Annotated in this window: 26 protein-coding genes, 1 tRNA gene and 1 pseudogene; 12 read left to right on the top strand and 16 right to left on the bottom strand. The window is 61.4% G+C overall.

Features of this window, described 5'->3' with window-relative positions:
- Positions 1 to 50: 50 nt before the first annotated feature.
- Positions 51 to 1,382: a restriction endonuclease subunit S gene (locus tag GNH96_RS03165; RefSeq protein ID WP_223163461.1), complete on the bottom strand. Its 1,332-nt coding sequence runs from the start codon at positions 1,380 to 1,382 to the stop codon at positions 51 to 53.
- A complete protein-coding gene (locus tag GNH96_RS03170) occupies positions 1,382 to 3,772 on the bottom strand; it encodes a type I restriction-modification system subunit M (RefSeq protein WP_169602217.1) in 2,391 nt (796 codons plus the stop codon). Before GNH96_RS03170 ends, GNH96_RS03165 begins: the two co-directional genes overlap by 1 nt.
- Positions 3,773 to 4,334: 562 nt before the next feature.
- Between GNH96_RS03170 and GNH96_RS03180 the strand changes: the two genes are divergently transcribed.
- Positions 4,335 to 5,045 (top strand): DUF4410 domain-containing protein, encoded by a 711-nt coding sequence (locus GNH96_RS03180; RefSeq protein ID WP_169602219.1) that lies wholly within the window; start codon positions 4,335 to 4,337, stop codon positions 5,043 to 5,045.
- A 133-nt stretch (positions 5,046 to 5,178) separates the two neighbouring features.
- On the opposite strand, the gene GNH96_RS03185 is transcribed toward GNH96_RS03180, so the two are convergent.
- The 5 genes from GNH96_RS03185 to rpsU all read right to left on the bottom strand — a co-directional run bounded on the left by GNH96_RS03185 (position 5,179) and on the right by rpsU (position 9,637).
- Positions 5,179 to 5,255 (bottom strand) — tRNA-Ile (locus GNH96_RS03185).
- Positions 5,256 to 5,270: 15 nt separating this feature from the next.
- Positions 5,271 to 7,070 (bottom strand): RNA polymerase sigma factor RpoD, encoded by a 1,800-nt coding sequence (gene rpoD / locus GNH96_RS03190; protein ID WP_169602221.1) that lies wholly within the window; start codon positions 7,068 to 7,070, stop codon positions 5,271 to 5,273.
- 79 nt (positions 7,071 to 7,149) lie between these two features.
- Positions 7,150 to 8,865 carry a DNA primase gene (dnaG, locus tag GNH96_RS03195; RefSeq protein WP_169602223.1) on the bottom strand — a complete coding sequence of 572 codons (1,716 nt, stop codon included), beginning with the start codon at positions 8,863 to 8,865 and terminating at the stop codon, positions 7,150 to 7,152.
- 58 nt (positions 8,866 to 8,923) lie between these two features.
- Positions 8,924 to 9,382 (bottom strand): GatB/YqeY domain-containing protein, encoded by a 459-nt coding sequence (locus GNH96_RS03200; protein WP_169602225.1) that lies wholly within the window; start codon positions 9,380 to 9,382, stop codon positions 8,924 to 8,926.
- 21 nt (positions 9,383 to 9,403) lie between these two features.
- Positions 9,404 to 9,637 carry a 30S ribosomal protein S21 gene (gene rpsU / locus GNH96_RS03205; protein WP_010962181.1) on the bottom strand — a complete coding sequence of 78 codons (234 nt, stop codon included), beginning with the start codon at positions 9,635 to 9,637 and terminating at the stop codon, positions 9,404 to 9,406.
- A 110-nt stretch (positions 9,638 to 9,747) separates the two neighbouring features.
- Here rpsU and tsaD point away from each other — a divergent pair, with 110 nt between their 5' ends.
- Positions 9,748 to 10,761: a tRNA (adenosine(37)-N6)-threonylcarbamoyltransferase complex transferase subunit TsaD gene (tsaD, locus tag GNH96_RS03210; RefSeq protein ID WP_169602227.1), complete on the top strand. Its 1,014-nt coding sequence runs from the start codon at positions 9,748 to 9,750 to the stop codon at positions 10,759 to 10,761.
- Here the strand turns inward: tsaD and plsY are convergent.
- The gene (gene plsY / locus GNH96_RS03215) at positions 10,748 to 11,344 is read right to left on the bottom strand and encodes a glycerol-3-phosphate 1-O-acyltransferase PlsY (RefSeq protein WP_169602229.1); all 597 of its coding nucleotides are present in this window, start codon (positions 11,342 to 11,344) and stop codon (positions 10,748 to 10,750) included. The two genes, tsaD and plsY, sit on opposite strands and share 14 nt — an antisense overlap.
- A gap of 78 nt (positions 11,345 to 11,422) precedes the next feature.
- Here plsY and folB point away from each other — a divergent pair, with 78 nt between their 5' ends.
- Both folB and folK read left to right on the top strand, forming a co-directional pair.
- Positions 11,423 to 11,788 (top strand): dihydroneopterin aldolase, encoded by a 366-nt coding sequence (folB, locus tag GNH96_RS03220; RefSeq protein WP_169602231.1) that lies wholly within the window; start codon positions 11,423 to 11,425, stop codon positions 11,786 to 11,788.
- A complete protein-coding gene (gene folK, locus GNH96_RS03225) occupies positions 11,781 to 12,275 on the top strand; it encodes a 2-amino-4-hydroxy-6-hydroxymethyldihydropteridine diphosphokinase (RefSeq protein WP_169602233.1) in 495 nt (164 codons plus the stop codon). Before folB ends, folK begins: the two co-directional genes overlap by 8 nt.
- Here folK and GNH96_RS03230 read toward each other — a convergent pair.
- On the bottom strand, positions 12,272 to 13,027 hold the full coding sequence (locus tag GNH96_RS03230; RefSeq protein WP_169602235.1) for a pteridine reductase: 756 nt from the start codon (positions 13,025 to 13,027) through the stop codon (positions 12,272 to 12,274). The two genes, folK and GNH96_RS03230, sit on opposite strands and share 4 nt — an antisense overlap.
- Before the next feature lie 82 nt (positions 13,028 to 13,109).
- Between GNH96_RS03230 and GNH96_RS03235 the strand changes: the two genes are divergently transcribed.
- Entirely contained in the window at positions 13,110 to 13,637 is a 528-nt protein-coding gene (locus GNH96_RS03235; RefSeq protein ID WP_169602237.1) for a phosphatase PAP2 family protein, read from the top strand.
- A complete protein-coding gene (locus GNH96_RS03240) occupies positions 13,634 to 14,698 on the top strand; it encodes an MJ1255/VC2487 family glycosyltransferase (RefSeq protein WP_169602239.1) in 1,065 nt (354 codons plus the stop codon). Before GNH96_RS03235 ends, GNH96_RS03240 begins: the two co-directional genes overlap by 4 nt.
- Here GNH96_RS03240 and cysQ read toward each other — a convergent pair.
- Positions 14,695 to 15,513, bottom strand: a complete 819-nt coding sequence (cysQ, locus tag GNH96_RS03245) for a 3'(2'),5'-bisphosphate nucleotidase CysQ (protein ID WP_169602241.1) — start codon at positions 15,511 to 15,513, stop codon at positions 14,695 to 14,697. The genes GNH96_RS03240 and cysQ overlap by 4 nt on opposite strands.
- A gap of 65 nt (positions 15,514 to 15,578) precedes the next feature.
- Between cysQ and yrfG the strand changes: the two genes are divergently transcribed.
- A complete protein-coding gene (yrfG, locus tag GNH96_RS03250) occupies positions 15,579 to 16,256 on the top strand; it encodes a GMP/IMP nucleotidase (protein ID WP_169602243.1) in 678 nt (225 codons plus the stop codon).
- Positions 16,257 to 16,277: 21 nt separating this feature from the next.
- Here the strand turns inward: yrfG and GNH96_RS03255 are convergent, their stop codons facing one another.
- Both GNH96_RS03255 and hslO read right to left on the bottom strand, forming a co-directional pair.
- Complete coding sequence (locus tag GNH96_RS03255; protein WP_169602245.1) at positions 16,278 to 16,499, bottom strand: hypothetical protein; 222 nt, start codon at positions 16,497 to 16,499, stop codon at positions 16,278 to 16,280.
- A gap of 605 nt (positions 16,500 to 17,104) precedes the next feature.
- Positions 17,105 to 17,974: an Hsp33 family molecular chaperone HslO gene (gene hslO, locus GNH96_RS03260; protein WP_169602247.1), complete on the bottom strand. Its 870-nt coding sequence runs from the start codon at positions 17,972 to 17,974 to the stop codon at positions 17,105 to 17,107.
- Between the two features lie 84 nt (positions 17,975 to 18,058).
- Here hslO and msrA point away from each other — a divergent pair, with 84 nt between their 5' ends.
- The 4 genes from msrA (at position 18,059) to GNH96_RS03280 (ending at position 21,822) form a co-directional block, all read left to right on the top strand.
- Positions 18,059 to 18,703, top strand: a complete 645-nt coding sequence (gene msrA / locus GNH96_RS03265; RefSeq protein ID WP_169602249.1) for a peptide-methionine (S)-S-oxide reductase MsrA — start codon at positions 18,059 to 18,061, stop codon at positions 18,701 to 18,703.
- Positions 18,704 to 18,761: 58 nt separating this feature from the next.
- Entirely contained in the window at positions 18,762 to 19,559 is a 798-nt protein-coding gene (locus GNH96_RS03270) for a M48 family metallopeptidase (RefSeq protein WP_169602251.1), read from the top strand.
- Between the two features lie 362 nt (positions 19,560 to 19,921).
- The gene (locus GNH96_RS03275) at positions 19,922 to 21,271 is read left to right on the top strand and encodes an ATP-binding protein (RefSeq protein WP_169602253.1); all 1,350 of its coding nucleotides are present in this window, start codon (positions 19,922 to 19,924) and stop codon (positions 21,269 to 21,271) included.
- A complete protein-coding gene (locus tag GNH96_RS03280) occupies positions 21,268 to 21,822 on the top strand; it encodes a response regulator transcription factor (protein WP_169602255.1) in 555 nt (184 codons plus the stop codon). Before GNH96_RS03275 ends, GNH96_RS03280 begins: the two co-directional genes overlap by 4 nt.
- On the opposite strand, the gene gmk is transcribed toward GNH96_RS03280, so the two are convergent.
- The 3 genes and pseudogenes from gmk to GNH96_RS03295 form a co-directional block, all read right to left on the bottom strand.
- Positions 21,823 to 22,437, bottom strand: coding sequence for a guanylate kinase (gene gmk / locus GNH96_RS03285; protein WP_169602256.1), 615 nt, complete (start codon positions 22,435 to 22,437; stop codon positions 21,823 to 21,825).
- Positions 22,438 to 22,677: 240 nt separating this feature from the next.
- The gene (locus tag GNH96_RS03290; protein WP_169602257.1) at positions 22,678 to 23,181 is read right to left on the bottom strand and encodes an IS3 family transposase; all 504 of its coding nucleotides are present in this window, start codon (positions 23,179 to 23,181) and stop codon (positions 22,678 to 22,680) included.
- A gap of 226 nt (positions 23,182 to 23,407) precedes the next feature.
- Positions 23,408 to 23,644: pseudogene (locus GNH96_RS03295) on the bottom strand (transposase); the annotation flags it as partial.
- Between the two features lie 114 nt (positions 23,645 to 23,758).
- Between GNH96_RS03295 and GNH96_RS03300 the strand changes: the two are divergent.
- Complete coding sequence (locus tag GNH96_RS03300; protein ID WP_228719993.1) at positions 23,759 to 24,607, top strand: PKD domain-containing protein; 849 nt, start codon at positions 23,759 to 23,761, stop codon at positions 24,605 to 24,607.
- Between the two features lie 117 nt (positions 24,608 to 24,724).
- On the opposite strand, the gene GNH96_RS03305 is transcribed toward GNH96_RS03300, so the two are convergent.
- Positions 24,725 to 26,029, bottom strand: coding sequence for an ISNCY family transposase (locus GNH96_RS03305; RefSeq protein WP_223163462.1), 1,305 nt, complete (start codon positions 26,027 to 26,029; stop codon positions 24,725 to 24,727).
- Between the last annotated feature and the right edge of the window lie 333 nt (positions 26,030 to 26,362).

A 26,362-nucleotide genomic window follows, 5' to 3' on the forward strand; every position in this document is an offset into this window, starting at 1 on the left:
GGGCTCCATTTTAGAAATCTTTACCAAATAGGTAAAGACAACACTCCCCTTCAAGCCTCTTCCGGCTCGCCCTCGGCATCGTTTTCATCGTCCCCTTCACTTCCTTCGTCGCTGAGAGCCGCCAGCTCCTCGTCGCTCACCACGTCGTCCGGGCCGGGTTGCCAGCCGCGCACGTCCACTTGGCCAGTGACCACATCGGCAATCAGGCGGTCGCGGTATTCGCGGATCAGCTTGATTTCGTCTTCGGTGCGGGCGATGGCATCATTTACTTCTGCTGTCTCGCTATCAAGCTGATTCGCGATTCGCTCCTGCTCTTCGTAATCAGGTACCGGCACAAGCGTGTTCAGCGCGTCAGTTCTGTCCAATCCTGGAACCGCCGAATCCTTTGAAATTCGGTCTAGCTGGCACCAAACCAATAGGTAATAAAGCCATCGAATATTGGCATTCGTGCATTTTCGGTCGACAAAATATGTAGTGTCGATGGCGAACAGGTCTCTCTCGGAATAGTTCACCTTTCCAAATGAGCCTTTGCGCCCGATTACTATGCATGGGCTTAACGTATTGGCTTTGTCGTGCATACCAACTTGGCCGTTGGAGCCATACACCGGAACATTTCCCTGACGGCGATTCGCATCTGAAAGTGAGCCCCCATACGTGAATCGACAAACCCATTTAAGGCGTTCTACCTTCCAATGCTCCGGCACCTCGCCCAGCCATTCGATACCGGACGGTTTGAGCGGGACGGAAGGGTCGAGGCCGCGGGTGACGGCGTGGTCGATGATGCGCAGCTTCTGCTCGGTGAGCAGCTTGATCAACTCGCGCTTGGCCTTGATGAAGCGGGCGATATGCGCATCCTGCGCACGCAGGTAGGCGACGATCTGGTCTTGCTCGGGGCGCGGGGGCACGAGCGAGGGCATCTGCTTGAAGGATTCCCAATACAGCCGGTTGCGATCCGCCACGATGCCACGCGAGAACTTGTTGACCTCCTGCATGTACGCTGCCGTGCGGAACAGGTAGCTGTAGTAACTGCTGTTGGCCTCGTCGTAGGGTTTCACCACGACATACGCCGGGCTGACCAGCCCATCGACGGGCGCGGGTCCGACCGCGCCTTGCCACATCCGCATCATGTTGTAGACAATGTCGCCTTTGACTGCGCGTTTGTATTTCTCCTTCTGGCTCATCACCTGCTTGCGCTTCAGGTTTTCCATGTCACGCACACGCACGCCGGTGCGCAGCGACACTTCCAGAATCGGCAGATCTGGGAAGCCCGTTTCGACGCGATGACCGAACAGGCGACCGTTGCGCAGCACCTGCCAGCCCTCGGGCAGCTGTGGAGCCCACGGCAACCCGGAAAGTAAGTAGGTCGGGTAGGCGCGAGCCATCACGCGCCCCCCACAATCTTGTGTAACAACCCTTCGCTCTCCTGCATCACCCGCAGGATGTCGGCGCGGATCTCTTCAAGCGACCGCAGCGGCGTGGGCTTGTAGAAGTAGCGGGCAAACGAAATCTCGTAGCCGATCTGGGTCTTGTCCGTGGCGATCCAGGCGTCCGGCGCGTGCGGCAGCACTTCGCGCTCGAAAAAGGCGTCGATGCCGCCCGGCTCTTTCAACGGCACCTGCTCGGTGTCGCGTAGCTCGCTGTCGGGTTCGTACTCGACCATGAAGCGATCCTTGCCCACTGTTTCGAGGTACGCGCCATCGAAGCCGGGCTCAAAGTATTCCCCTGCCTTGAGCTTGGTGCGGCGGGCAATGACTGGTGGCGCTGTTTCGTCACGCCAACTCACCGCCTTGTAGAGGGTCTTTTTCTCGGCTGCGCTCAAGCTCTCGCCCAGCAACTTCAGCGCTGCATCGAAGCGGGCGCGAAATACGTTGTGGTCGTCGAACACGGCGCTGCCCAATGCCTGTTGGACCCGCTTTGCCACCTCCATCAGCGCCTTGTCACGCTGCCAGGTCGCGGCGTCGAGCAGCTTCTTGCGCCGCTTGGCGGGCACGGCTTTGCGGGTGGCGGGGGCATCAAAGTCATCGCTGCTGTCGCTGTCTTCGCCGTCGTCGTCTTCGTTCTCGTCCTCGCCCTCGCCTTTCAGCCACGCCTCGATGGCCGGTTTGCGCTTGGCGAACTCGGTATAGAGCGCCTCGCCGTGAGTGGCGTAGATCTCGGCGCGCAGCGCCTCATCGCCGGAGGCAAACCGCAGGGACTCGATGCGCTCGTCGGAGAGCTGGCTTTTCAGGCGCAGCGGGCGCTCGACGGTGATCTTCCAGTAGCCGAAGTCCTGGGTGTCGAACCATTTGGACTGGGCGGTTTCTTGTGCCTTGCCGAGGTAGAGGTCGAGGATGCGCTGGATGTCTCCCGCCGAGAGTTCGCAGTTCTTCTTGCCGAGGTTGCGGCGCAGCGGCTGGAACCAGCCGCTGGCATCGATCAGTTGCACCTTGCCCTTGCGGTGCTCTGCTTTCTTGTTGGCCAGCACCCAGATGTAGGTGGCGATGCCGGTGTTGTAGAAGATGTTGAGCGGCAGGGCGATGATGGCTTCGAGCCAGTCGTTCTCCAGCACCCAGCGTCGGATGTTGCTCTCGCCCTGACCCGCGTCGCCGGTGAACAGTGCCGAGCCGTTGTGCACAACCGCGATGCGGCTGCCCAACGGCGTGTTGTGCTTCATCTTCTGCAGCTTGTTCACCTGGAACATGAGCTGCCCGTCGCTGGAACGGGTGATGAGCTTGAACTCGTTGTTGCCCGCATGGCTGACGATGAAGCGCGGGTCGTTGAAGTCATTCTTGCCGCCCATGCGCTCCAGATCGGTCTTCCAACTCTTGCCGTAGGGCGGGTTGGAGATCATGAAGTCGAATTGGCGCGAACGGAACTGATCGTTGGACAAGGTGGATTTGTCCGCGCCACCGACGATGTTCTCGGCTTCCGCGCCTTCGCCCTTCAAAAGCAGGTCGGCCTTGCAGATGGCGTAGGTTTCGTCGCTGATCTCCTGCCCGAACAGGTGAATGGACACCTCCTTGCCATGCTGCTCGGCCAGTTCGAGCAACACTTCCTCGGCCACGGTGAGCATGCCACCGGTGCCGCAGGCGCCGTCGTAGAGCGAGTAGGTGCTGGACTCGATCTTGTCGGCCACCGGCAGGAACAGCAGCTTGGCCATGAGCTGCACCACATCGCGCGGGGTGAAGTGTTCGCCGGCCTCTTCGTTGTTGTCTTCGTTGAAGCGGCGGATCAGCTCCTCGAACACCGTGCCCATGCCGTGGTTGTCCAGCGCGGGCAGCTTGATGCGGCCGTCGGCATCCTTCACGGGTAGCGGCGACAGGTTGACCTCGGGGTCGAGGAAGTCGTCGATCAGGTAGCCCAGGACGTGGGAATCCACCAGCTTCTGAATCTGGTTGCGGAAGTTGAACTTGGTGAGGATTTCCTGCACGTTGGGCGAAAAGCCGTCCAGATACGCAATGAAGTCATCGCGCAGGCGCTGGCCTTGGCTGCTTCCCTTGAGCTTGGCCAGGGTGAATTCCGAGACGTTGTAAAACGCCTGGCCTGCCGCCATGCGCAGTGCGCCGTCCTGTTCGGCCACCTTGTGGGTGTCCAGGAACTTCTTGCGCTCCAGCACCGCGTCCTTCGTGGATTCGAGTACGGCATCGAGCCGCCGCAGCACGGTGAAGGGCAGGATGACGTCGCGGTACTTGCCGCGCACATAGACGTCGCGCAGGCGGTCATCGGCAATGTTCCAGATGAAGTCGGAGATCCACTTGATCTGGCTTTGGTCTTGTTGTTGTTTCTTCTGCATCGATACGTTCCTCAGCTCGCCGCCGTGCCAGTGGCGACGGCGAGATTCCAATGGTCTTTGAGGACGCCCACAAGGCGTTTCTGGCGTTCGGCCAGAAGCGTGGGTGTCCACTACTCGTTTTCTGCTCTGACTTCCTGCGTCAGCACGAAGGGCGACGCGGTGCCCTTGCTCTTGGAGTACACGTTCTTCTTCTCGGCAAAGTCGTACTCGCTGGCGGCGGCCCTCCAGTTTACGCCCCTCAAAATGGGCGCTGGCGCAAGCCTCCATTCTAGGGAGCCATCGAAGTTGTAACGCGCCAAGGCGATTGGGACATGAGAAATCTGAGGATAGCGTGCGGCGAATCCAGCTGCCACCAGTGGGATTGACATCCCCGCGTCAACCGAATGCGCAGGAAATGTGCGGCCGTCCAGACGGAGCAGGGGTCTTACGGTGGCGTTGGCTCTGTGCTACGGTGCCAAGCCTGGCTAGGGTTCGTTTGAAGAAAAGAAAGGGGGACGCTTCGACCATGAAAACGCGGCTCCAAAACTTAGCCTGTCATGCCATCCAATGAGGGAGGTCTGCAATGAAACTGCTCAGCCGTGCTACGTGCTCCATATTCGTCCTGGTGATTTTGATGGGGTGCGCATCTACCCACGTGACTTCGCGTCAAGCGTATACAGGGACGGCAAAGGTAGCCCGCCCGGATCGCATCATCGTCCATGACTTTACCGCAACCCCGGCGGACATTCCGCCAGAGTCGCCCTTTGCGGGCCAGGTGGCTGGACAGGGGACGCCACAGACGCCAGAACAGGTCGAACTTGGTCGCAAACTAGGGACCGCGGTCGCCAATGAGCTGGTTGCAGAAATCAAGGCCATGGGGCTTCCGGCGGTGCGGGCTGAGGGGCAGCCGGCACCAAAGGTCGGTGATCTCGTCATCCGGGGCTATTTCGTTTCGGTCAGCGAGGGTAGCGCCGGGGAGCGCGTGTTGATCGGTTTCGGTTCCGGCTCGTCCGAGCTCAAGACCGCTGTCGAGGGTTACCTGATGACGAAGCAGGGGCTGCGTCGGGTGGGAGGTGGTGAAATGGAATCGGGTGGCAGCAAGACGCCGGGTGCGCTCGTGGGGGTTGCAACTCTGGCGGCGACCGGAAATCCCATCGGACTGATCGTAGGTGGTGCGTCAAAACTGGCCGGGGAGGCGAAAGGCTCGTCAACCGTCGAGGGTCGGGCGAAAGAGACGGCACACGCCATCGCTGAGGAAATGCGGACGGCGTTCAAGAAACAGGACTGGATCTAATCCAGCGGGGCGGTTGTGTGTCTGCGATTTTCGGGCATCGTGGCTGCCGTCGTCGTGCCCGGTTGATGGACCACCGGGCATGGCGACAGACGCCTTGGAGATGCCTATAGCTATCAATGCGTTGGGTGTTGAATGGTGGGCCCTGTAGGACTTGAACCTACGACCTGGCGATTATGAGTCGCTCGCTCTAACCGACTGAGCTAAGGGCCCCGAACTCGATGTCCGTCATTCGATGTCGAGAAAGCTGCGCAATTGCTCGGACCGCGAAGGGTGACGTAGCTTGCGCAAGGCTTTGGCTTCGATTTGACGGATACGCTCACGCGTAACGTCAAACTGCTTGCCGACTTCTTCCAGCGTGTGGTCGGTATTCATGTCGATGCCGAAACGCATCCTGAGCACCTTCGCTTCCCGTGCGGTCAGCCCGGCAAGCACCTGCTGGGTGGTTTCGCGCAAGCTGGCCACGGTGGCGTGTTCGACCGGCGACAGCACGCGGGAGTCCTCGATGAAATCCCCCAGATGCGAATCATCGTCATCGCCGATGGGGGTTTCCATGGAAATGGGCTCCTTGGCGATCTTCATGACCTTGCGGACCTTGTCTTCGGGCATGTCCATGCGCGCGGCAAGCTCATCCGGCGTGGGTTCGCGTCCCATTTCCTGCAGCATCTGCCGCGAAATGCGGTTGAGCTTATTGATCGTTTCGATCATGTGCACGGGGATGCGGATCGTCCGCGCCTGGTCGGCGATGGAGCGAGTGATCGCCTGGCGGATCCACCAGGTTGCGTAGGTCGAAAACTTGTAGCCTCGCCGGTATTCGAACTTGTCCACTGCCTTCATCAGCCCGATGTTGCCTTCCTGGATCAGGTCCAGGAATTGCAGTCCGCGGTTGGTGTACTTCTTGGCAATGGAGATGACGAGCCGCAGATTCGCCTCGATCATTTCCCGCTTGGCCAGCCGCGCCTGGTTCTCGCCCGCGGAGACCCGACGGTGAATGTCCTTGATGAGTGCGATGTCGAGCCGGTTATCCTTCTCGATTTGAGCGAGTTTGGTCTGGATCCGGCGGATTTCTTCCTTATGCGGCTTGATTGCTGCCGCATAAGGCTTCGCCGAATCGCAGATCTCTTCCAGCCACTCCGCACGGGTTTCGTTGCCGTTGTAGGTCGCGACGAATTCTGCCTTGGGCATCTTGCCCTTGGTGACACAAATGTCCATGAGCATGCGTTCCTGCTCGCGGATTTTCGCGACCGTGTCACGCAGCGTATCGGTCAGTTCCTTGAAGAACTGCGGAGTTTTCTTGAACTCCATGAAAGCCGCGGCCAGAGTATCGAAAGACTTCTGGGTCTTTTCGTGGCCGTACCCATACTTGTGGTGCGCGGTGACGGCTGCCTTGTGCAGTTTGCGGAAAGCTGCCAGCTTTTCCCTGACCAGTTCGGGATCAGGGCCGCTATCGCCTTCATCGATGATTTCCGCTTCGGCGTCGTCTTCCACCGCCACGGCGTCCGCTGCGACAGGATCGAAGAAATCGGAGATCAGATCGGACAACCGGATTTCTCCGTTGTCGACGGTTTCGAAAGCCTTGAGGAAGTGCTCCATGGCTGCGGGAAACCGCACCAGTTCATTGGCGGCGATGTTAATCCCTTCCTCGATGCGTTTGGCGATGTTCAACTCGCCTTCCCGGGTCAGCAGTTCCACGGTTCCCATTTCGCGCATGTACATCCGCACGGGATCGGTAGTGCGACCGAGTTCGGTATCGACGGACGAGGCCAGCGCCGCCGCGGCTTCCGCAGCCTCATCCTCGTCGGATTCGGCCACGACGGCCGTGTCCTGGATCAGGTCTTCGTTGTCGGGGACGTCTTCATGAACTTCGATCCCCATGTCGTTGATCATGCAGATGATGTCTTCCATCTGCTCGGGATCGACGATGTCGCTGGGGAGATGATCGTTGACCTCGGAAAAGGTGAGGTAGCCCTGCATCTTGCCCTTAGCAATAAGTTCCTTGAGCTGGTGCTGCTGCTGTTCTGGCGTCATTAACGAACTCGCGCTGGAGGGGAGGTGATGATATTGAAGAACTTTTCATTGTAGAAGATGGGGCGGCTTTAGTCGAGTTTCAAGATTTTCCTCCTGTCAATTTCCGGAGCTCTTCCCGTTCGTCATCAGTGAGTTGGCCGTGTTTCGATTTGTCGATCAATTGGTTCAACCTATCTTCGCGGAGCAGGGCGAGCACCCTGTCGAGAGCACCGACGAACTCCGTTTCCATGCCGTCCTCCGGCGTCAGCAGCCTCCGTCTCAGGATATTTGAGGCCAGGGTGCCTTCCGGTGTTTCGCGCAGGTATTCGAACAGCATCCCCGCATGGGGGGCGGCTTGCTGGTCGGTGTATTCCAGAATGCGTGCGATGAGCGGGCCCGCGCGCGGGTTCGCCGTGAGCCGCGCGCGGACGTCCGGTGAGATCAATCCGGCAAGCTGCGGGCGGTGCAGCAGCAGGGAAACCAGATCCCGCCAGGCGGAAGGGGGCCGCGGTTGCCCGGACGGGCTGCGCGGCCGGTTTTCCGTGCGCCTCGGAGGAGGCGCTGTGTTCACCACGCCGGTGATCTCGCCCAGGCGTTGTGCCATCATCTCCTTGAATATTCCGACCGGGAGACGATCCAGAAGTTCACGGGCCTGTTTTTGCAGTGCTGCGCGTCCTTCGACGCTCCGCAAATCCAGATCCGTTTGCAGGGTTCGAAACAGATAATCCGAAAATGGCGCGGCTTCCCTGATCCGGCTATCGAATGCATCGCGCCCTTCCTTGCGGATCAGCGAGTCGGGATCTTCGCCGCTTGGCAAGTGCATGAAGCGTATTTCACGGCCTTCGCGCAAGAGCGGCAGGCTGGCTTCGAGGGCACGCCAGGCCGCTTTGTGACCGGCGGTATCGCCGTCGAAACAGAACACGATTTCCCGCGTGAAGCGGAACAGCACGCGGACGTGTTCGGTCGACGTGGAGGTGCCGAGGGTGGCGACGGCCTCGGTCATGCCGTGCTGAGCCAGGGCGATGACGTCCATGTAGCCCTCGACCACCAGGATGCGCCGGGGTTTCGAGTCGGCTTCCAGCAACTCGTGCAATCCGTAAAGCTCCTTGCCTTTCTTGAACGCGGCCGTTTCCGGCGAGTTGAGGTATTTCGGCGTTTCATCGCCCAGGGTGCGGCCCCCGAAGCCGATGGTGCGTCCGCGCCGGTCCCGGATGGGGAACATGATGCGCTGGCGGAAGCGGTCGTAGGAGGAGCGGTCCGTTTCGATGACCAGACCGCTCTGGATCAAGGGCGTTCTGGGCCAGTCCGCCGGGAGGTTGTTCCAGCCTGGCGGGGCGTAGCCGATCCGGTAGCGATGGGCCATCTCGCCGGTCAGGCCGCGTTTGAGCAGATAGGTTTTCGCCTGCTCCGCGGTAGGATGGTCGCGAAGCTGCTGGGCATAGAAACCCGCGGCGCGGTCCAGGATGTCGTAAATCGGCTGGAGCGAGACGGCGGGGTTCGCTCCGGGGTCGGGCGCGGTCTTGGGCAGATCGATTCCCGCCAGAGCTGCGAGGGTTTCCAGTGCCTCGGGGAAGCTCTGGCGCTCGTAATCCATCAGAAAGCTGATGGCATTGCCATGGGCGCCGCATCCGAAGCAGTGGTAGAACTGTTTTTCCCTGCTGACGGAAAAACTGGGGGTCTTTTCGGAATGGAAAGGGCATCGGGCCATGAAGCTGGAACCCGATTTCTTCAAAGGAACGCGCGCGTCGATGAGATCGACGATATCGATGCGCGCTATGAGGTCGTCAATGAACTCGCGGGGTAGTCGACCGGCCATTTGGGACAGAGAAGGTTCCCACCGGCCCGTCCATGCCTGATCGGCGGGAGATTCGAGCTCAGCTCAACAGCGATTTGACCCGGGCGCTGGCGGCAGACATGTCCGTGCGCCCCTGAAGTTTCGGCTTGGCCAGCGCCATGACCTTGCCCATATCGCCAATGCCCTTGGCGCCGGCTTCGGCGATGGCCGCTTGCAGAATGGCTGTGACCTCTTCTTCGCTCAGCGCCTGGGGGAGGTAGTCCTGGATGATCAGGAGTTCCGTCCGCTCGATGTCTGCCAGATCGTTGCGTCCGGCGGCTTCGTACTGGGCGATGGACTCGCGCCGCTGCTTCGCCATCTTGTCGAGCACCACCACGACTTGCGCATCGTCCAGCATGATGCGCTCGTCGACTTCCTTTTGCTTGACGGCGGCGAGGATCAGGCGGATCGTGCTCAGGCGATCCTTCTCGCCCGCCTTGAGCGCCGCCTTCATGTCGCCCTGCAGTCGTTCTTTCAGGCTCGCGTTTTGCTCAACCATGGGCGCATTCCAGCCGACGGGTTACTGCTGGGGACGGCCCTTGCGCAGATTCTGAAGGGCGAACCGTTCGCGCGAGAGCTTTTTCAAATGCCGTTTGATGGCCGCTGCCGCCTTGCGTTTGCGTTCTTCGGTGGGCTTTTCGTAATATTCGCGGCGGCGCACTTCCGACAGGACGCCGGCTTTTTCGCAGGCGCGCTTGAAGCGGCGGATGGCAATTTCAAACGGTTCGTTCTCGCGGATCTTGATTGACGGCATGTAGCATCCCAACAGTTCAATATGGATTCTTGGAAAAATGGCCGGCGTCCGGCCGCCTCGTGAATAAATGGCGCATTATACCCGGACCTCAGGGTAACGCAAAAAACGCCGTGCTGGTCCTCGGTGTCGAAACATCCTGTGACGAAACCGCCGTCGCCCTGTACGACTCACACCGCGGGCTGCTCGGGCACAGGCTTTACAGCCAGGTCGACGTGCATGCGGAATACGGCGGCGTGGTGCCCGAGATCGCGTCACGCGATCATCTGCGCAAACTCCTGCCGCTGATCCGGGAAGTGCTCGATGCCGAGGGCCTTAAGCGGACCGCGATCGGCGGGATCGCCTACACGGCGGGACCGGGTCTGATCGGGGCGCTCCTCGTCGGTGCCGCCGTGGCGCGCAGCCTCGCCTGGGCCTGGAACATCCCGTCGGTCGCGGTCCATCACATGGAGGGTCATCTGCTTGCTCCCTTGCTCGAGCCGGAGCCCCCCGAATTCCCCTTTGTCGCCCTGCTCGTCTCGGGCGGCCACACGCTCCTGGTCGATGTGCGCGGAATCGGGTCCTACCATGTGCTGGGCGAGTCGCTGGACGATGCCGCGGGCGAGGCTTTCGACAAAACCGCTAAGCTGCTGGGGCTGGGCTATCCGGGCGGGCCGGCTTTGGCCCGGCTGGCGGAGGGAGGGGATGCGGGGCGATTCCACTTTCCCCGTCCGATGACGGACAGGCCGGGCCTGGATTTCAGTTTCAGCGGTCTCAAGACCCACGCATTGAACGCGCTTGCCGCCCTGGAGGGCACGCCGCAGGACAAGGCGGACATCGCCTGTGCTTTTCAGGAAGCGGTCGTCGATACGCTGGTGTCGAAGTGCCGCAGGGCGCTGCGGGAAACGGGGTTGGGGCGCCTGGTGGTGGCGGGGGGCGTGAGCGCCAACCGGACCATGCGAAAGAAACTCCAGGCGATGGCCGAAAGCGAGCGCTGCCGGGTTTACTTCCCGCGGCCGGAATTCTGCACCGACAACGGGGCGATGATCGCCTTCGCCGGTTGCCGGCGCCTGCTGGCAGGGCAGTGCGAAACGTCCGCGATCGAAGCCAGGGCGCGCTGGCCGATGGAAACGCTCACGGGCGCCTAGCGCCGAGCCGGGTTTCTTCGCCTTTGAGCAGGCGCTCGATATTGCTCTTGTGGCGATAGACGAGCAGGGTCGACATGAACATCGTCGAGACCACCAGTTCGGCGGAGCCCAGCCAGAACCAGACGTAAACCGGGGCCAGGACCGCGGCCGCCAGCGCGGCGAGGGAAGAGAAGCGGAAGAGGGCGGCCACGCCGAGCCAGGTCAAAAGCGCCATGACGCCCACCGGCCAGGCGAAGCCCAGCAGCACGCCCAGGGCGGTCGCCACCCCTTTTCCGCCCTTGAACTGGAAAAACACCGGATAGAGATGCCCGACAAACGCGGCGAAGCCGACGGCGGCCATCAGCGGCGGCGAAGCCCCCACACTCTTCGCGATCAGCAAGGGGACCAGCCCCTTCGAGGCGTCCCCGAGCAATGTCAGGATCGCCGCCTGCTTGCCGCCCAAGCGCAGCACGTTGGTGGCCCCGGGATTCTTCGAGCCTTCCTGGCGCGGATCGGGTAACCCCAGGGCGCGGCTGACGATCACCGCACTCGATACCGAGCCGAGCAGATAGGCAAAGGGAATCAGCAGCCATTCGATCAGCATGAACGCTCCGGAGTTGTCATGAATTTGAATTCTATGTTACGAATGGCCGTCTTGAACGCGCGACCGACAGAGGCCGGAATGGACATTATATTTCTGCGGGGCCTGCAGATCGAGACGATCATAGGCATCTACGACTGGGAACGGGAAATCAGACAGACCGTGGTGTTCGATCTCGAAATGGCGACCGATATCCGCAGGGCGGCCGCTACCGACGACATCGTCCACGCTCTCGACTACAAGGCGGTGTCGAAACGCCTCATCGAATTCGTCGAGGGCAGCCAGTTCTTTCTGGTGGAAACCTTGGCCGAGAAGGTCGCGGCCATTCTGCTGAACGAATTCTCGATTCCATGGGTGCGCCTTACCCTGAACAAGCGCGGCGCCATCCGCGGCGCCAGCGATGTCGGCGTCCTGATCGAGCGCGGGGCGAAGCCGGCCGATGCCTGAGGTCTTCGTCAGTGTCGGCAGCAATGTCGACCGGGATCGGCATATGCCATCCGCGCTTGCGGCGTTGCGGGGCAGCTTCGGGCCGCTGCGCGTTTCCAGCGTCTACGAAACGGCCGCCGTGGGGTTCGAAGGCGATCCCTTCTACAATCTGGTGGTCGGCTTCGAAACGGATCTGCCGCTCGCCGAGGTCGCAAACGAACTGGCCCGGATCGAGGCGGATCATGGACGTACGCGGGAATCCAAGAAGTTCAGCGCCAGGACCCTGGACCTCGACCTGCTGCTTTACGGCGATGCGGTCGTCAGCGAAGGCAAGCTGAAGCTCCCGCGCAAGGAGCTGACCGAATATGCCTTCATGCTCGAACCGCTGGCGGAAATCGCGCCGGACCTGACGCATCCTGTGTTGGGGCTGAGTTTCCGAGAGCTATGGGAGCGCTACGAGAAAAAGGGGCTGCAGCAGGTACGTATCGTTCCGCCCTGGCGGTCCTAGCCGAACAGGCTGCGTCCGCCATCCACGGCGAGCACCTGCCCCGTGACGTAGGGCGCCTGGTCCGCGAGATAGGCGACCGCGCGGGCGATGTCCAGCGGCTCGCCGGGCCTTCCCAGCGGGATCCGGTTCAGTATCTCGGCCTGTATCGCCGCATCGGCACCCTGCTCGGGCCACAGAATCGCTCCCGGCGCCACTGCATTCACCCGTATCGCCGGCGCCAGTTCCTTGGCCAGGGCTTTTGTCATGGCGACCAATCCGGCCTTGGTGATGCTGTACGCCGCATGGTTTCTGAGCGGCCGGTCCGCATGAATGTCCGCCAGGTTCACCACGCAGCCCCGGGCGGCCGAAAGCCAGGGTATGGCGTGCTGGACCAGGAAAAACGGGGCGCGGAGATTGCTGCCGAGCAGTTCGTCCCACTGCCGCCCGGTCACTGAGCCCAGTGGCGTCGGATAGAACACCGAGGCATTGTTGATCAGGACATCCAGCCTGCCCCAACGCGTCGCGGCCGTTTCGATCAGAGGGGCCAGGGCTTCGAGGTCGAGCAGATTGGCCCCGATCGCCGCGGCGGAATCGCTTCGGCGCTGGTTCAGGCTTTCGCAAAGCATCAGGGCATCCGCTTCCGAGCGATGGTAGTGCACGACGACACGATAACCCTGGCCGTGCAGATGTGCAGCGATAGTCGCGCCCACCCTTCGGGCTGCTCCCGTGATCAGCGCCACTTTTTCTGCGGCCGGCCCGGGGGGTTCTTTCACTGAATCGTCACCATAGCGAGCGCTTTCTGTCATGTCCGTCATCTAACATGGGCCGAGCATTCGTTTCTGCCGGGGCGCTGCCATGAAACTGATCCACGCCATCCACCGTTGCGACGTATTCATGTTCATCTGGTTCATGAATCGCAAGCACCTCGAGTTCTGTGCTCGGTGCAGCCGTTGGGTTTCGCGCACCGGCGACGGTTATCTCTATGCCTTGCTCGGCCTGTATTGGTTTGCCAGCGGCGACGAGCTGAATCTGGCGTTGCTGAAATCCGCGTTGCTGGCTTTTGCGATCGAGCGGCCGCTTTATTTCATCGTCAAGAACAGCTTGCGCCGCGACCGGCCCGCCGCGGCGATCCGGGATTACCGCAGCTTTATCATCCCGTCCGACCGGTTCAGCTTTCCTTCCGGCCACACCTCCGGCGCGTTCCTGATGGCGACGGTCATCGCAGCCGCGTATCCGGCCTGCTTGCCCGCATGGTACGGCTGGGCCGGTGCGGTGGGATTATCGCGCATTTTCCTGGGCGTCCACTTCCCCACCGACGTGCTCGTGGGTCTCGCCATGGGCACGACCGTCGCTTTCCTCAGTTTGGGAGTGTTTCTGACGTGAGAATCTTTTACGGCGTCCAGGCCACGGGCAACGGACACATCACGCGGGCGCGGGTCATGGCGCCCGCGCTCGAGGCGGCCGGGTTCGAGGTGACCTACCTGTTTACCGGCCGTCCCTGGGATCATTTGTTCGAAATGGAGGTTTTCGGCGACTACCTGTGGCGCAAGGGGCTGACGTTTTCGACCAAGGCCGGGCGGGTGTCCTATCTGAAGACCTCGGTTCGCAATGACCTCATGCGGTTCATCCGCGATGTCCGGACGCTGGACCTCACGCATTATGACCTGATCATCACCGACTTCGAGCCGGTCACGGCATGGGCCGCCAGGATGCAGAAGCGCGAAGTCATCGGCATCGGCCATCAGTACGCGTTCGGCTATCCCATCCCCAAGACCGGGGACGACATTCTCGCGCGCACCGTACTCAAATATTTCGCCCCTGCCAGCGTCGGGCTGGGTCTTCACTGGCACCATTTCGAGCAGCCGATCCTGCCGCCGATCATCGAAACGCCGCCGGAGCCGGAGACCGTGCTCGAACACAAGGTGCTGGTCTACCTTCCGTTCGAGGACATCCGCGAAATCGTCACGCTGCTGGAACCCTTGCGCGAATACGAATTCCACGTCTACAGCCCCGCGGTCAGCCGGGACCGGCCGGAGCACATCCATATCAAGCAACTGTCGCGCACCGGCTTCCAGCAGGATCTGCGCGATTGCAGTTCCGTGATCTGCAATGCCGGCTTCGAACTGGCGAGCGAAGCTCTGCAGATGGGCAAGAAGCTGCTGGTGAAGCCCCTGAGAGCGCAAATGGAACAGCTTTCCAATGCCTTGGGGCTGGAGCAGACGCAGCTCGGCGCGGTGATGCCGGAGCTGGACCGGGCGTCGGTGGCGCATTGGCTCAAGAACGGGCATGCGGTGCGGGTCGTCTACCCGGACGTGGCTTCCCACATCGTCGGCTGGCTGAAAGCTGGCGACAGGCACATCGACCATGCCTGGGTCCGCAGCGTATGGGACGAGGTCCGCTACGACTACGGCGCCGCCCCCCAGCGTCGGGCCAACGCGGCCTAGCCTTCGATCCCCCGCGCATAGTCGAGCCAGGGACGGCTCTTGTCGCCATAGACCAGGAAATACGGGTTCAAGACGCCGTCCCGGGCGTTGTAGACCAAGGGGTCGCCCTTGAGGTCGGTGACGGCGCCGCCGGCCTCGGTGACGACGCAATGCGCCGCCGCCGTGTCCCACTCGGAAGTCAGGCCGATCCGCGGATACAGATCGGCGGTTCCTTCCGCGACCAGGCAAAGCTTGAGGGAGCTGCCCATCGGTCGCAGCTCACAGTCGCCCAAACGGTTCAGATACGTCTCCATTTCGGCATTCAGATGCGACCGGCTGCCGACAACGACCGGGGGCCGCGCCGCCCGCGGCCGCGCCCGGATGCGCTGGGGCGTTTCCTCGTCGTGCTGGCGAAAGGCGCCGCAACCTTCGGCGGCGAAATACGTCAGTCCCAAGGCCGGGGCATGAACGACGCCCAGGACCGGGACGTGTTCATGCACCAGGGCGATGTTCACCGTGAACTCCCCGTTCCTTTTCACGAATTCCTTGGTGCCATCCAGCGGATCGACCAGCCAGAACGAGGTCCAGTTTTTCCGATCTTCGAAGGCGGTGGCGGCGGACTCTTCCGAGAGCACCGGAAACTTAGGCTTGAGCCGGCCGAGTCCGGCTACAATCACGTCGTGCGACGCGAGGTCCGCCGCCGTCAGCGGCGACTGGTCCGATTTCCGTGCCACGCTGAACTCCGAGCCGTAGATCGCGAGGATGGCCAGGCCGGCTTCCTTGGCCAGCGCGACCACGGATTCGAGCAGGCGGGAAGGCTCCTTCATCATGGGCATGGAATGGTTTCCTTGGCTACTCACGGGGCTGGGCTTTCGATAAATCAAGCGGGACATGGTAACCGATGATTCCCTGGAAACGCATCCGCAGCGTGTTTCTCGACATGGACGGCACGCTGCTGGATCTCAATTTCGATAACCACTTCTGGCTCGAGTTCGTGCCCCTGCGCTACGCCGAGCGCAATGGCCTGAGCCCGGCGGAAGCCAAAGCGGAGCTGATGCCACGGTTCCGGGCGATGGAAGGCCGGCTGGAGTGGTATTGCCTGGACTATTGGAGCCAGGCGCTGGGACTGGACATCCCGGCGATGAAAGCCGAAATCGCCGGATTGATCGCCGTGCTGCCCCATGTGACCGAGTTTCTCGAGGCTGTACGGTCGGCGGGGCCACGGCTGGTCCTGGTGACCAATGCCCATCCCAAGAGCCTGGGACTCAAGCTGGAGAAAACCGCCCTCAACGTGTTCTTCGACGCCATCATCAGCTCGCATTCCATCGGCCTGCCGAAAGAAGACCCGCTGTTCTGGCGGCGCCTGCACGAGGTCGAGCCCTACGATCCCGAAGCCACCCTGCTGGTCGACGACAGCCTGCCGGTGCTGCGCTCGGCACGGCAATGGGGGCCCCGGCATCTCGTGGCCGTGCGCAAGGCCGACAGCAAGCGGGCAGCGGCGGATATCGCCGAGTTTCCGGCCATAGACGATTTTCGGTCGCTCGCGCCAGTGGGGGCGGCTGCCGGAAACCCGCCCTGAGCGGAAGGATGCGTTCCGGCATCAAAACATGGCTTGAAAGCCGGCGTTCAGATACCAGCTATTGCGCAACTGGATGCCGTTCAGGTTCTGGTAGACAGGTATGCCGCCTTCGACGCCTATGCTGTAGCCGTGATACTGGTAGCTGCCGCCGACGAGCATGTTGAGGACGTCGCCGCCGTCATTCTGCGGGTTGTCGTCGGGCATCAGCCAGGCTCCGTTACCGATGTAGGCCGATTTGTCCATGGTCGGATTGGAGCCATGGATATGGGCCGTATTGATGTATTTCGCCCGGAGCCAAGTAGTTGCGTCGCCGAAGGCGCGCTATCCCCAAGCGGACAGCGTCACGCTCATTGCAGATCGAAATATTCCGAGGTCTTGGTGGTTTCTTCCGTCATATCGATTCCTCGTCACGCCGGGAGCGCGATAGCTGGCCACAGTCTGGGTAAGATGACACTTCCTATGGTGTGACCGTTGCGCAATAACGGTGCCAATGGCATTGATCAGGCTTTGGAGGCACAGTTGGCGTCGATGCCGATGACCGGCTTCGGCAGGGAAAAGCCGGCTGGCCCGGATTTCCTCCTGGTGCTCGCGCCGACGGCAAGGCCTGTTTCAAGTCGTTGATTCGATTGAGGGGCGTTGATCGATGAGGCGCATGGGCTTATCCGTGACATTAGCGGCGCGCCTTCGCCGAGTCGGCCGGCGCTGCGACCTCATGCCGCACGGGCGGGGGGTTGGCGCCCTCCCTTCCCTGCCGCGGACGGCTTTCAAGGGGAGGTGCGGGGCGGGGAAGATGGTGTGATACGCCTCTCCCCTGAGCGATTTCGCTCAATGGCCAGAGGCGGTGCAGGTCAATGCCGGGTAGACGAGGGCGCGCTCTTGATTTCGTCCGAGAACAGCGCGCCGATATCGACCCGGTCGAATTGGTACCGCTTGTTGCAGAAATCGCAATCGACTTCGATGCGACCTTTTTCCTCAAGGATGTCCTCGACCTCCGCCTTACCGAGGGCGAGCAGCATGGCTTCGATCCGCTGGCGGGAGCAGGTGCAGCGGAACACCACCGGCTCGGCTTCGAACACTCGCACCTTCTCTTCGTGATAAAGCCGGTAAAGGACATCTTCGAACGGCAGGTGAAGCATTTCGTGCTCCGTGATCGTCTCGGCCAGTGTGACCAGTCGCGTCCAGTCGTCCTCGGCGCGTATCTGCGCCGGCAGAACCTGCAGGAACAGTCCGGCGGCACGCTGGCCGTCCGCAAACAGCCAGAGCCGGGTCGCCAATTGTTCGGAGTTGGAGAAATAGCTTTCCAGCGCGGAAGCCAGGCTCTTCCCTTCGAGCGCCACGACGCCCTGATAGGGTTCCGTACCGTCGTTCTGTAGGGTGAGAACGAGTCTTCCCTCGCCGAAAACCTCGCGCAAGCTACCTTCGGGCACCGGATCGCGCCAGTGGGCGATGCCGCGTATGGTCTGCCGGTGGGTGGCCTGGGCAACCAGCGTGTACAGCGGGCCTTGGCTCTGGATCTGGACGATCAATGCCCCCTTGAACTTGATCGTTCCGGAAAGCAGCACCACGGCGGCGAGTGCCTGACCTAAATGACGGCTCACGTTCGCGGGATAGGGATGTCGCTGAAGCACGGCTTGCCAGCTTGCATCAAGGCGGACCAGTTCGCCACGGATGCCGACGTCTTCGAACAGGAAGCGCTGAAAGCTGTCGGAATTTTTCATGAGGTTCGCAAGTTTCCGATGAGAAGACCGACATTATAGGATTTCCATTTCCCTCTCACTCCCTTCGATACCGAGGAGTTCGCCATGTCGTTCAAGTTCGCCAAATCAGCGCTGCCCGATCCCCGCCATGCCCTGCCGGGCCGCTCCACGCCCATGCGGGTGACCGAAACGCACTTCGTCCATGGCCATCGGATCCAGCCGCCTTTTCCCGTCGGTACGCAGGCCGTGTTCTTCGGGATGGGGTGTTTCTGGGGAGCGGAACGGCGGTTCTGGACGCTGACCGGTGTGTACTCGACGGCGGTAGGGTATGCCGGAGGATTGACGCCCCATCCCACCTACGAGGAGGTCTGCACCGGCAGGACGGGGCATGCCGAGGTCGTGCTGGTCGTATTCGAGCCCGAGGTAGTCCGGTTCGACGCCCTGTTGCGGGTTTTCTGGACATCCCATGATCCGACGCAGGGCATGCGCCAAGGCAACGATCTGGGGACTCAGTATCGCTCCGCGATCTATGCCGTCACGCCGGAGCAGCTCGCACGGGCTCTGGATTCGCGCGAGGTCTATCAGCGGGCGCTCGAACGGGCTGGCCGCGGCGCCATTACCACGGAAATTCGAATGGCCCCCGAATTTTATTACGCCGAAAGCTATCACCAGCAATATCTCGCAAGGAATCCGGACGGTTACTGCGGGTTGCGAGGGACGGGAGTCGAGTGTCCGGATTTTTCGGATTGAATAGGCGCGGGCCGATCCGATATGATCCGATGCTTTGGTTTTGCCGCGGTCATCCGCCATGAAGAAAGCAGCCGTACCGCTCCTGGGCATTGTCATGAGCGCCTGTGCCACTTCTCCTTTGGGGCGGAGCCAGCTCATGCTGTTGCCGGAGAGCCAGATGGCGATGCTGGGCGATCAGTCTTTTGCCGCCGTGAAGCGGGAAATGCCGACAGAACCGGACCGACAGGCCAACGACTATGTGCTCTGTGTCGCCGATGCGGTGACGCGCGACGTCGGGGGAAGCTGGGAAGTCGTGCTGTTCAAGCAGGATAGTCCCAATGCCTTTGCCTTGCCCGGCGGCAAGATCGGCGTGCACACCGGCATGCTCCGGGTCGCCCGGAACCAGGATCAACTGGCGACGGTGCTGGCGCATGAGGTTGCCCACGTGCTTTCCCGTCATGCCAATGAGCGGCTGTCTCAGCAGGTCGCCGTCCAACAGGGGCTGAACGCCATGCAGGCCATGGCCGATCCCACGTCCGCGTCCGGCAAGACGGTCATGGGGCTGCTGGGGATCGGTGCGCAATACGGCATTCTGATGCCCTATAGCCGTACCCAGGAAAGCGAGGCGGATCTGGTCGGGCTGGATCTCATGGCGAGTGCCGGTTTCGACCCGCGCCAGAGCATCGAGCTGTGGAACAACATGGCAAGCTCGGGGAGCGGCCAGCCGATCGAATTTCTATCCACTCATCCTTCGCACGCCACCCGCATGCAGGACCTGGCAAAGCGGATGCCTCACGCGCTCGATTTGCAGCGACAGGCGAATGCAGCCGGCCGTCAGCCACAGTGCGACGGACTCAGGAAAGGCGGTGGTGGCTGATGCGTCAGCCGGGATGGTCGGACTGATGATAAAAAACGCAGGGGGATCAGCCCTGCGTCGAAAGAGGAGGAGTCGCTCGCACTACCGTGCGGCGGGTCAACTCGAGGGAGGTAGTCTCGATGACGGCTATAGGTTATCAAGCCACACCTGTGACGTGAATGTGACAAATTGTCGCGTGGCAGGATGTCGCACATTTTGTCAAGCCCCCTCTCGTTGGACTTCGGGTTGAAGTCCGTCTCCGTGCCAGTTTTCCCTTCCTCTCGCGGAATGCGGGTTGCCCTCAAGTTCGGGCCGCTGTGGCAAATTGCCGCAGATGCCCTCGTCGCCCTCCCCATCAGTAAGATAAGCGCATGAGCGATTCCATGAACATCCCGATCCCTTCGGATTCGGACAATACCAACCGCAAGAATCTTCAATGGTTGTTCGTTCTCCGCAATTTGATGATCGGCGCTCAGGCCTTCATGATCCTGTTCAGCGTCTACGGCCTCGACATTCCCTTGCGCCAAGCGCCGCTTTGGGGAATCGTGACGATCCAGTCGGTATTCAACTGGTGGACTTGGCTCAAGCTGTCCGATATCGAGCCGACCACGCAGATCGATCTGTTCATCCAGCTCATGGTCGATGTCTTCGTCATCGCCTTGATCCTCTACTTTACCGGCGGCGCCAACAACCCCATCGCCTGGTTTTTCCTGCTTCCCCTCATCATCGCCGCGACGGTGCTTTCGCGCGCCTTCACCTGGTATCTCGTCATCCTGGCTTCCGGTTGCTACACGATTCTGATCGGTTACTACCAGCCGCTCCCGGCGCTCAATCCGGAAACATTGACGCCCCCCGTCCCGGCCCATGCGTTCATGATCGACCCTCAGCACGCCCATCTGCATGCGGTCATCGAGGAGCATCATGTGCAGCTCCATGCTTTCGGCATGTGGTTCGGATTCGTGTTCAGCGCGGCCCTGGTGGCCTACTTCGTCGCCGAAATGGCGGAAAACCTTCGTGAACGGGAGCGCAAACTCGCCGAAGTCCGCGAACAGAGCCTGAGAAACGAGCGCGTCATCGCGCTGGGGACACTCGCTGCTGGCGCTGCCCACGAAATGGGGACGCCGCTGGGTACCATGGCCATCTTGATCAGTGAATTGGAGCAGGAATTCGAAGCCGAGCAGCGCGACGATCTTCAGAGCAAGATGCAGATACTGCGCGAGCAGGTCAAGCGCTGCAAGAACGCGCTGGCCGTGATGTCCGCGTCCGCGGGCGAAGGGCGGGCGGAAAGCGGCCACGTCATGCCGCTGCCAGACTACCTCGATGCCGTGATAGAAGACTGGAAGCAGCAACGCCTGCCGACGCCAATCGGCTATTACCGCAACGGGACGCGGCCGATCCCCTCGATCATCGCCGAGCGCAGCCTGACGCATGCGCTGGTCAACATCATCAACAACGCTGCGGATGTGTCCCCGGAAGGCATACAGTTCGAAGCGCGCTGGACTGCGGAACGGGTTACCCTGGACGTCATCGACCACGGCCCGGGGGTGACGCCGGAACTCAGCCAACAACTCGGCAAATCGCCGGTGACCACCAAGGATCACGGCTTGGGGGTCGGACTGTTCCTGGCCTTCTCCACCATCGAACGCCTGGGCGGCGTCATCAGCATGTCCGCCCGCATGCAGGGCGGCACGCGAACCCGCATTGTTCTCCCTTTGATGCCATCATCGATATGAGCACGCAAGAAGAGAAAAACGAGAGTCCCCATCTGTTGTTGGTGGATGACGATCCCACCTATTGCGAGGTGCTGCGGCAGGCTCTTGCCCGGCGGAATTACACCGTCCATGCCGCCAATGATGTGGAAACCGGCCTCGATCTGGCCGCGCGGATCGAGCCGGAATACGCAGTGGTCGATCTACGGATCGGACACGAGTCGGGTCTGGCCCTGGTCAAGCGCCTGCACGAACTGGATTCCAACACCCGCATCGTCGTGCTGACGGGGTTTGCCAGCATCGCGACGGCGGTCGAAGCCATCAAACTGGGGGCTACCCACTATCTCACGAAGCCGGCCGATACCGACGAAATCCTGGCCGCACTCCACAAGGACGAGGGCGATACCTCCGTTGAAATCAAGGAAAAGCCGCTTTCGGTCAAGCGGCTCGAATGGGAGCATTTACAGAAGATCCTGGTCGAGCACGACGGCAATATTTCGGCGGCGGCGCGCGCGCTCGGGATGCACCGGCGCACGCTGCAGCGCAAGCTGGAAAAGCGGCCTGTCAAAGAATGATCAGGCCAGCAGTCCGGCAATCAGGTGCTCCAGCTGCGGCACCTGCCGCCGGACGGTCAGTCGCTGAGCCTGGACGATGCTGCGGAGCTGGCTCAGGGCGAGATTGAAGTCGTCGTTGACGACCAGGTAATCGTATTCCGCATAATGCGACATTTCGGAAATGGCTGCCTGCATGCGACGGGCGATCACCGCTTCGGAATCCTGACGGCGGCTGCGCAAGCGCTGTTCGAGCGCCTCGCGGGAGGGTGGCAGGATGAAGATGGACACGCATTCGGGCATCAGCTCGCGGACTTGGCGGGCGCCTTGCCAATCGATTTCGAGTATGGCATCCAGCCCGCCTGCCAGCATCTCCTCGACCGTCGCTTTCGCGGTACCGTAGTAATTGTCGAAGACGCGGGCGTATTCCAGAAATGCCTCGTCCGCGATCATTTGCTCGAAATCGGTCTTTTCGACGAAATAATAGTCGCGCCCCGGCACTTCACCGGGGCGCCGAGGGCGCGTCGTATGGGAGACCGATACCGCGAGGCCAGGAGCACCATCGCAGAGCGCGTTGACCAGACTGGTCTTGCCTGCGCCGGAGGGCGCGGAGATGACGTAAAGCATTCCCTGTGTCATTGATCGAATCGGGGGGGGTGTTGGCCTGACATTCGCTTTAGGGGTACGCGTGAGAGGGCCGATCGGGTACATTCGTATTCTATCAGGGGAAGGAACTTTCTTGGCGGGCAGGGGACCAACTGGAGTTGCCGCGAAGGCAATGCGCACTGTAAAAAATCCGCTTTTTGTCCGAACCGGCGCGGTTTCGTCTCCAAACCAATCTGGCGGACCTATCCGGGTTGCTTGAACCCGGATTGTCCATTAGCCACTTTGCAGTCCGGGGATGAAGGGCGGGGCGGAGGCATTGGCCCATAGGCCGGCCAACCAAGCGCGTTTTCGTCGTGGCACGGACAGCATCAGGCGATTCTGGCTGGCGTTCGGGTGCCAGGAGGCGCTGATCTGGCAAGAGTTTTCCGGACACAAAATCAGGCAGCTTTGTCGGTGCAGTTGGTCGAACTCGGCAGGCGTTCGATCACCGAGTGTCGAATGCTTGCGCTGCCGGTGATAAAACACTTCGAGGTATTCGAAGATCTCTTGCTTGGCCTGCTCCCGGGTCTCGAAACGGCGATGAGGGATCAGCTCCGTTTTGAGGGTAGGAAAGAAGCTCTCGGCCGGAGCGTTGTCCCAGCCGTTGCCGTTGCGACTCATGCTGCAGAGGTAGCCAGGGTCCTTCAGCCTCGTCTGGAAGCGACCTGATGCGTACGGGCTGCCGCGGTCGGAAGGCACCAGTAAGCCCTTGCCAGGACGTCGACGCCAGCGGGCCATGTTCCGTAGGTTTGGCGACTGTCCTCGAGGATCTGTTTGAGGTCCTCTGTCAACTGCCGATCGGCTTGCTTGCGGGCACTCTCGGGCCGGCTCACCCATTCGTAGAACCCGCTCCGGGAGACGTCGAACACACGACACATCCGGCTCACCGAAAACACAGCCTCATGCTCTTGAATCAAGGCGTACTTCACGTGGCATGCTTCGCGAAGTACGCCGCTGCTTTTTTTTAAAAGATGTCGCGCTCCTCTTTCAAGATCGATACCTCTCGGCGCAGCCGCCTCAGCTCTTCGTCAAGGTGCTCGGAATGCACCGACTCCTGACCGGCCTGAGGCTTGCCGTGATACCGCCGAACCCAGCCGTACAACGTATCCTTGCCGACCCCCAACTCCCGCGCCGTCTGGGGCAACGGGCGCTTCGACTCCACGGCCAACTTCACCGCCGATTCCTTGAACTCCGCGGTGTAACTCTTTGCTTGCTTGCTTTCTCTCGCTCATCTCAACACACGACCTCGATCTCTCTATCTATGATCTCATTTCAGGTTATGTGTCCGGGATAGTCTAGCCAGGTCAATGTGACGGTGGACAACACCAACCACCCTCCGGTGGCGAACGCAGGTGCCAATCTTACGGTGCATACCGGAGACACGGTTAACCTGAACGGCAATGGCAGCAGCGACCCGGACGGCGACCCTTTGACTTATGCCTGGGCTCAAATCGGCGGACCCGCGGTAGCCTTGAATGGCGCCGACACGGCGGCGCCGAGTTTCGTCGCTCCGGCAGTGACGGGCGAGAACGACACTCTGGTATTCCAGTTAACCGTGAGCGACGGCTTCTTGACGGCAGTCGCGTCAATGAACGTCAAGGTCTTGAGCGCCGGTTCCTCTCCAAGCCCGGCGCCCACGTCGTCTCCGAACCCGACACCCGGGCCGACGTCCAGTCCGAGCCCCACGCCAGCTCCCACACCTACGCCGACGCCGTCCCCGGCGCCAAACCCCGTCTGTGATCGCGCGGTGGTCGATCCCGCTCGACTCTGGGCGCCGGATCACAAGATGCGGCGGATCCTTCTCAAGGAGCTTGGTGAAAGTGCCCAGGCGCTGGCTGGCGAAGCCGGATCTTCGGCGGCGAGCGACATGGCGGTCAAGATTCTGTCCGTCATGCAGGATGAACCGGTTCGCCGCACCAGCAGTTCGGACAGCAGTCCCGACGCCGTCATCGTGCACAAGGCGACCGGCGACAAGCTGAGGCTGCGCGCCGAGCGGGCCGGCAAGAAGAAGAACGGAAACGGGCGCGTCTATACCATCGGGTTCAGCGCGACCGATGCGCAGCAAAATGTCTGCGAAGGTACCGTCAAGGTCTGCGTACCGTTGAAGAAAAAGGAAAGCTGTGTGGACGACGGCGCGCTCTACAACTCGCTGTTGAAGCGATAAATGGATTGGCCGAGCCAGTGCATGGGGGGCTGTGTTCCCCTCTGTCAAAACAAAATAGAAATGTCCCCACTTTGGGCAAAGTAGAAATGTCCTCTTTGGGGTTGGCTAGGGTGGTGCTCAAGGCGTAGTCAATCGGCTGACGTTTGACGGTGTAGGCGGCGCACCGCGCCAGGGGTGGTTGGGGGCCGGGCGATACTTTGCGCGTGCCGGCCGGGCTTTGAGGATCGCATCGACCCGCGCATCGAGCGTCTTGTCATCCACGGGGTGTGGCACGTGCTGTTCAGGGTCGAACACCTTGTAAGGCAAGACCTCTTCCCCGTGCACGAGCTCGATGGGCCGGTCGGGATAGACCACCACCGTCACCGTCTGTTTGCGCAGCGCATAGCGCGGTTGGCCCCCCGTCTGCACGACATAGCGCTGGCGCTGGAACGAGAGCACCAGGTCCTTGCTCAATTGGCGACGGTGATGCAGGGCACAGGTGCGGGATAAGGCTTCACGGCTTCCGGTATAGGGCAGGTGCGCATCCTGCGGGTCTCGGGGAGCGACCGTAAAACGGGCGTTGTGCCGGGCAAGATAGCCCGGCAAGAAGGCGTTGGCCGCTTCCATGTCGCCAATGCCCGCCAGCCGCAAGGCTTTGACCAGCCGATCCTGCAGGGTCTGAAACAGCCGCTCCACCCGTCCCTTGGCCTGGGGTGTCAAGGCCTGGATGGTCTCGATCCCCAACGCGGCTGTTGCGCGTTGAAATTGCGTCGGCTCGGCATCTTCCGGGTCGTGTTTCGTGAAGATGCCGTGCCGGTCACTGTAGAGCGCGGCGGGGCAGCCATAGGCCTCCACGTAGGTATGCAGGGCAGCAAGGTAGGCTTGGCTGGTTTCAACTCCGTTGCTCTTCGAGTCGGCGGGCACGAAGCGGGCATACATGACGCGGCTGGTGGCGTCGTCGATGAAGGCGATCAAGGTGCAACGCGGCCCCCGTCCTTCGAACCAGTCATGGGGGCTGCCGTCGATTTGCACCAACTCCCCGAGACGGGGACGGCGCAGCCGGGGCGGGTGGCTGCGCTTGACCCGCGCCGACTTGGCCTGCCACAGCCCGGCATGATGCATCCACTGGCGTAGGGTCTCCTTGGAGACCGACAACCCTTCAGCCCGTAAATACTCTGCCGCCAGCGTCGGGCCGAAGTCGGGGTAGTCCTCGCGCACCCGCGCCAACACCTTTGCCTTGAAGTCCTCATCGAAGCGGTGGTTGGAGGGTTTGCCCCGGCGCCGGCTGACCAGTCCTTCTGCCCCCGCCTGCCGATAGGCTCGCACAAGGCGCTTGATCTGACGGGGCGACAACCCAAGCCGTCCCGCCGCCTGGGCAACCTTCATCCGCTTGGCTGCCACCTCTCGCACCAATTCCAAGCGGCCCAATTCCTTCGCGCTCATCGTCACCATCCTCTCGGTCATCTCGCCCCCCTCCAAAATCCAAAAGGGGACATCTCTATCTTGCCGAAAGGGGACATTACAACTTTGCTCTTACAGGGGCTGTGTTCCCCTCCGCATGCACTGGCGGTCATCGATCATCCACGGGCGGTCGCCGGCCTCATCCCCAAACGCCCCATCCTCGAGACGTCTCCCTCCGCTTAGTCTCTCAGCCATTCTCGGGCGAAGCCGGCGATGTCATCTGGCGACAGCAAGGCCGTTTGCTCTAGCCCTCCACAAATCAATCGGTTAAGCAATCCTGGCCGCTCAAGAGTCCGGCGGGCCGTTGCCCAGGAA

This window comes from Methylococcus geothermalis, assembly GCF_012769535.1.
In the GTDB taxonomy this organism is placed as follows: domain Bacteria; phylum Pseudomonadota; class Gammaproteobacteria; order Methylococcales; family Methylococcaceae; genus Methylococcus; species Methylococcus geothermalis.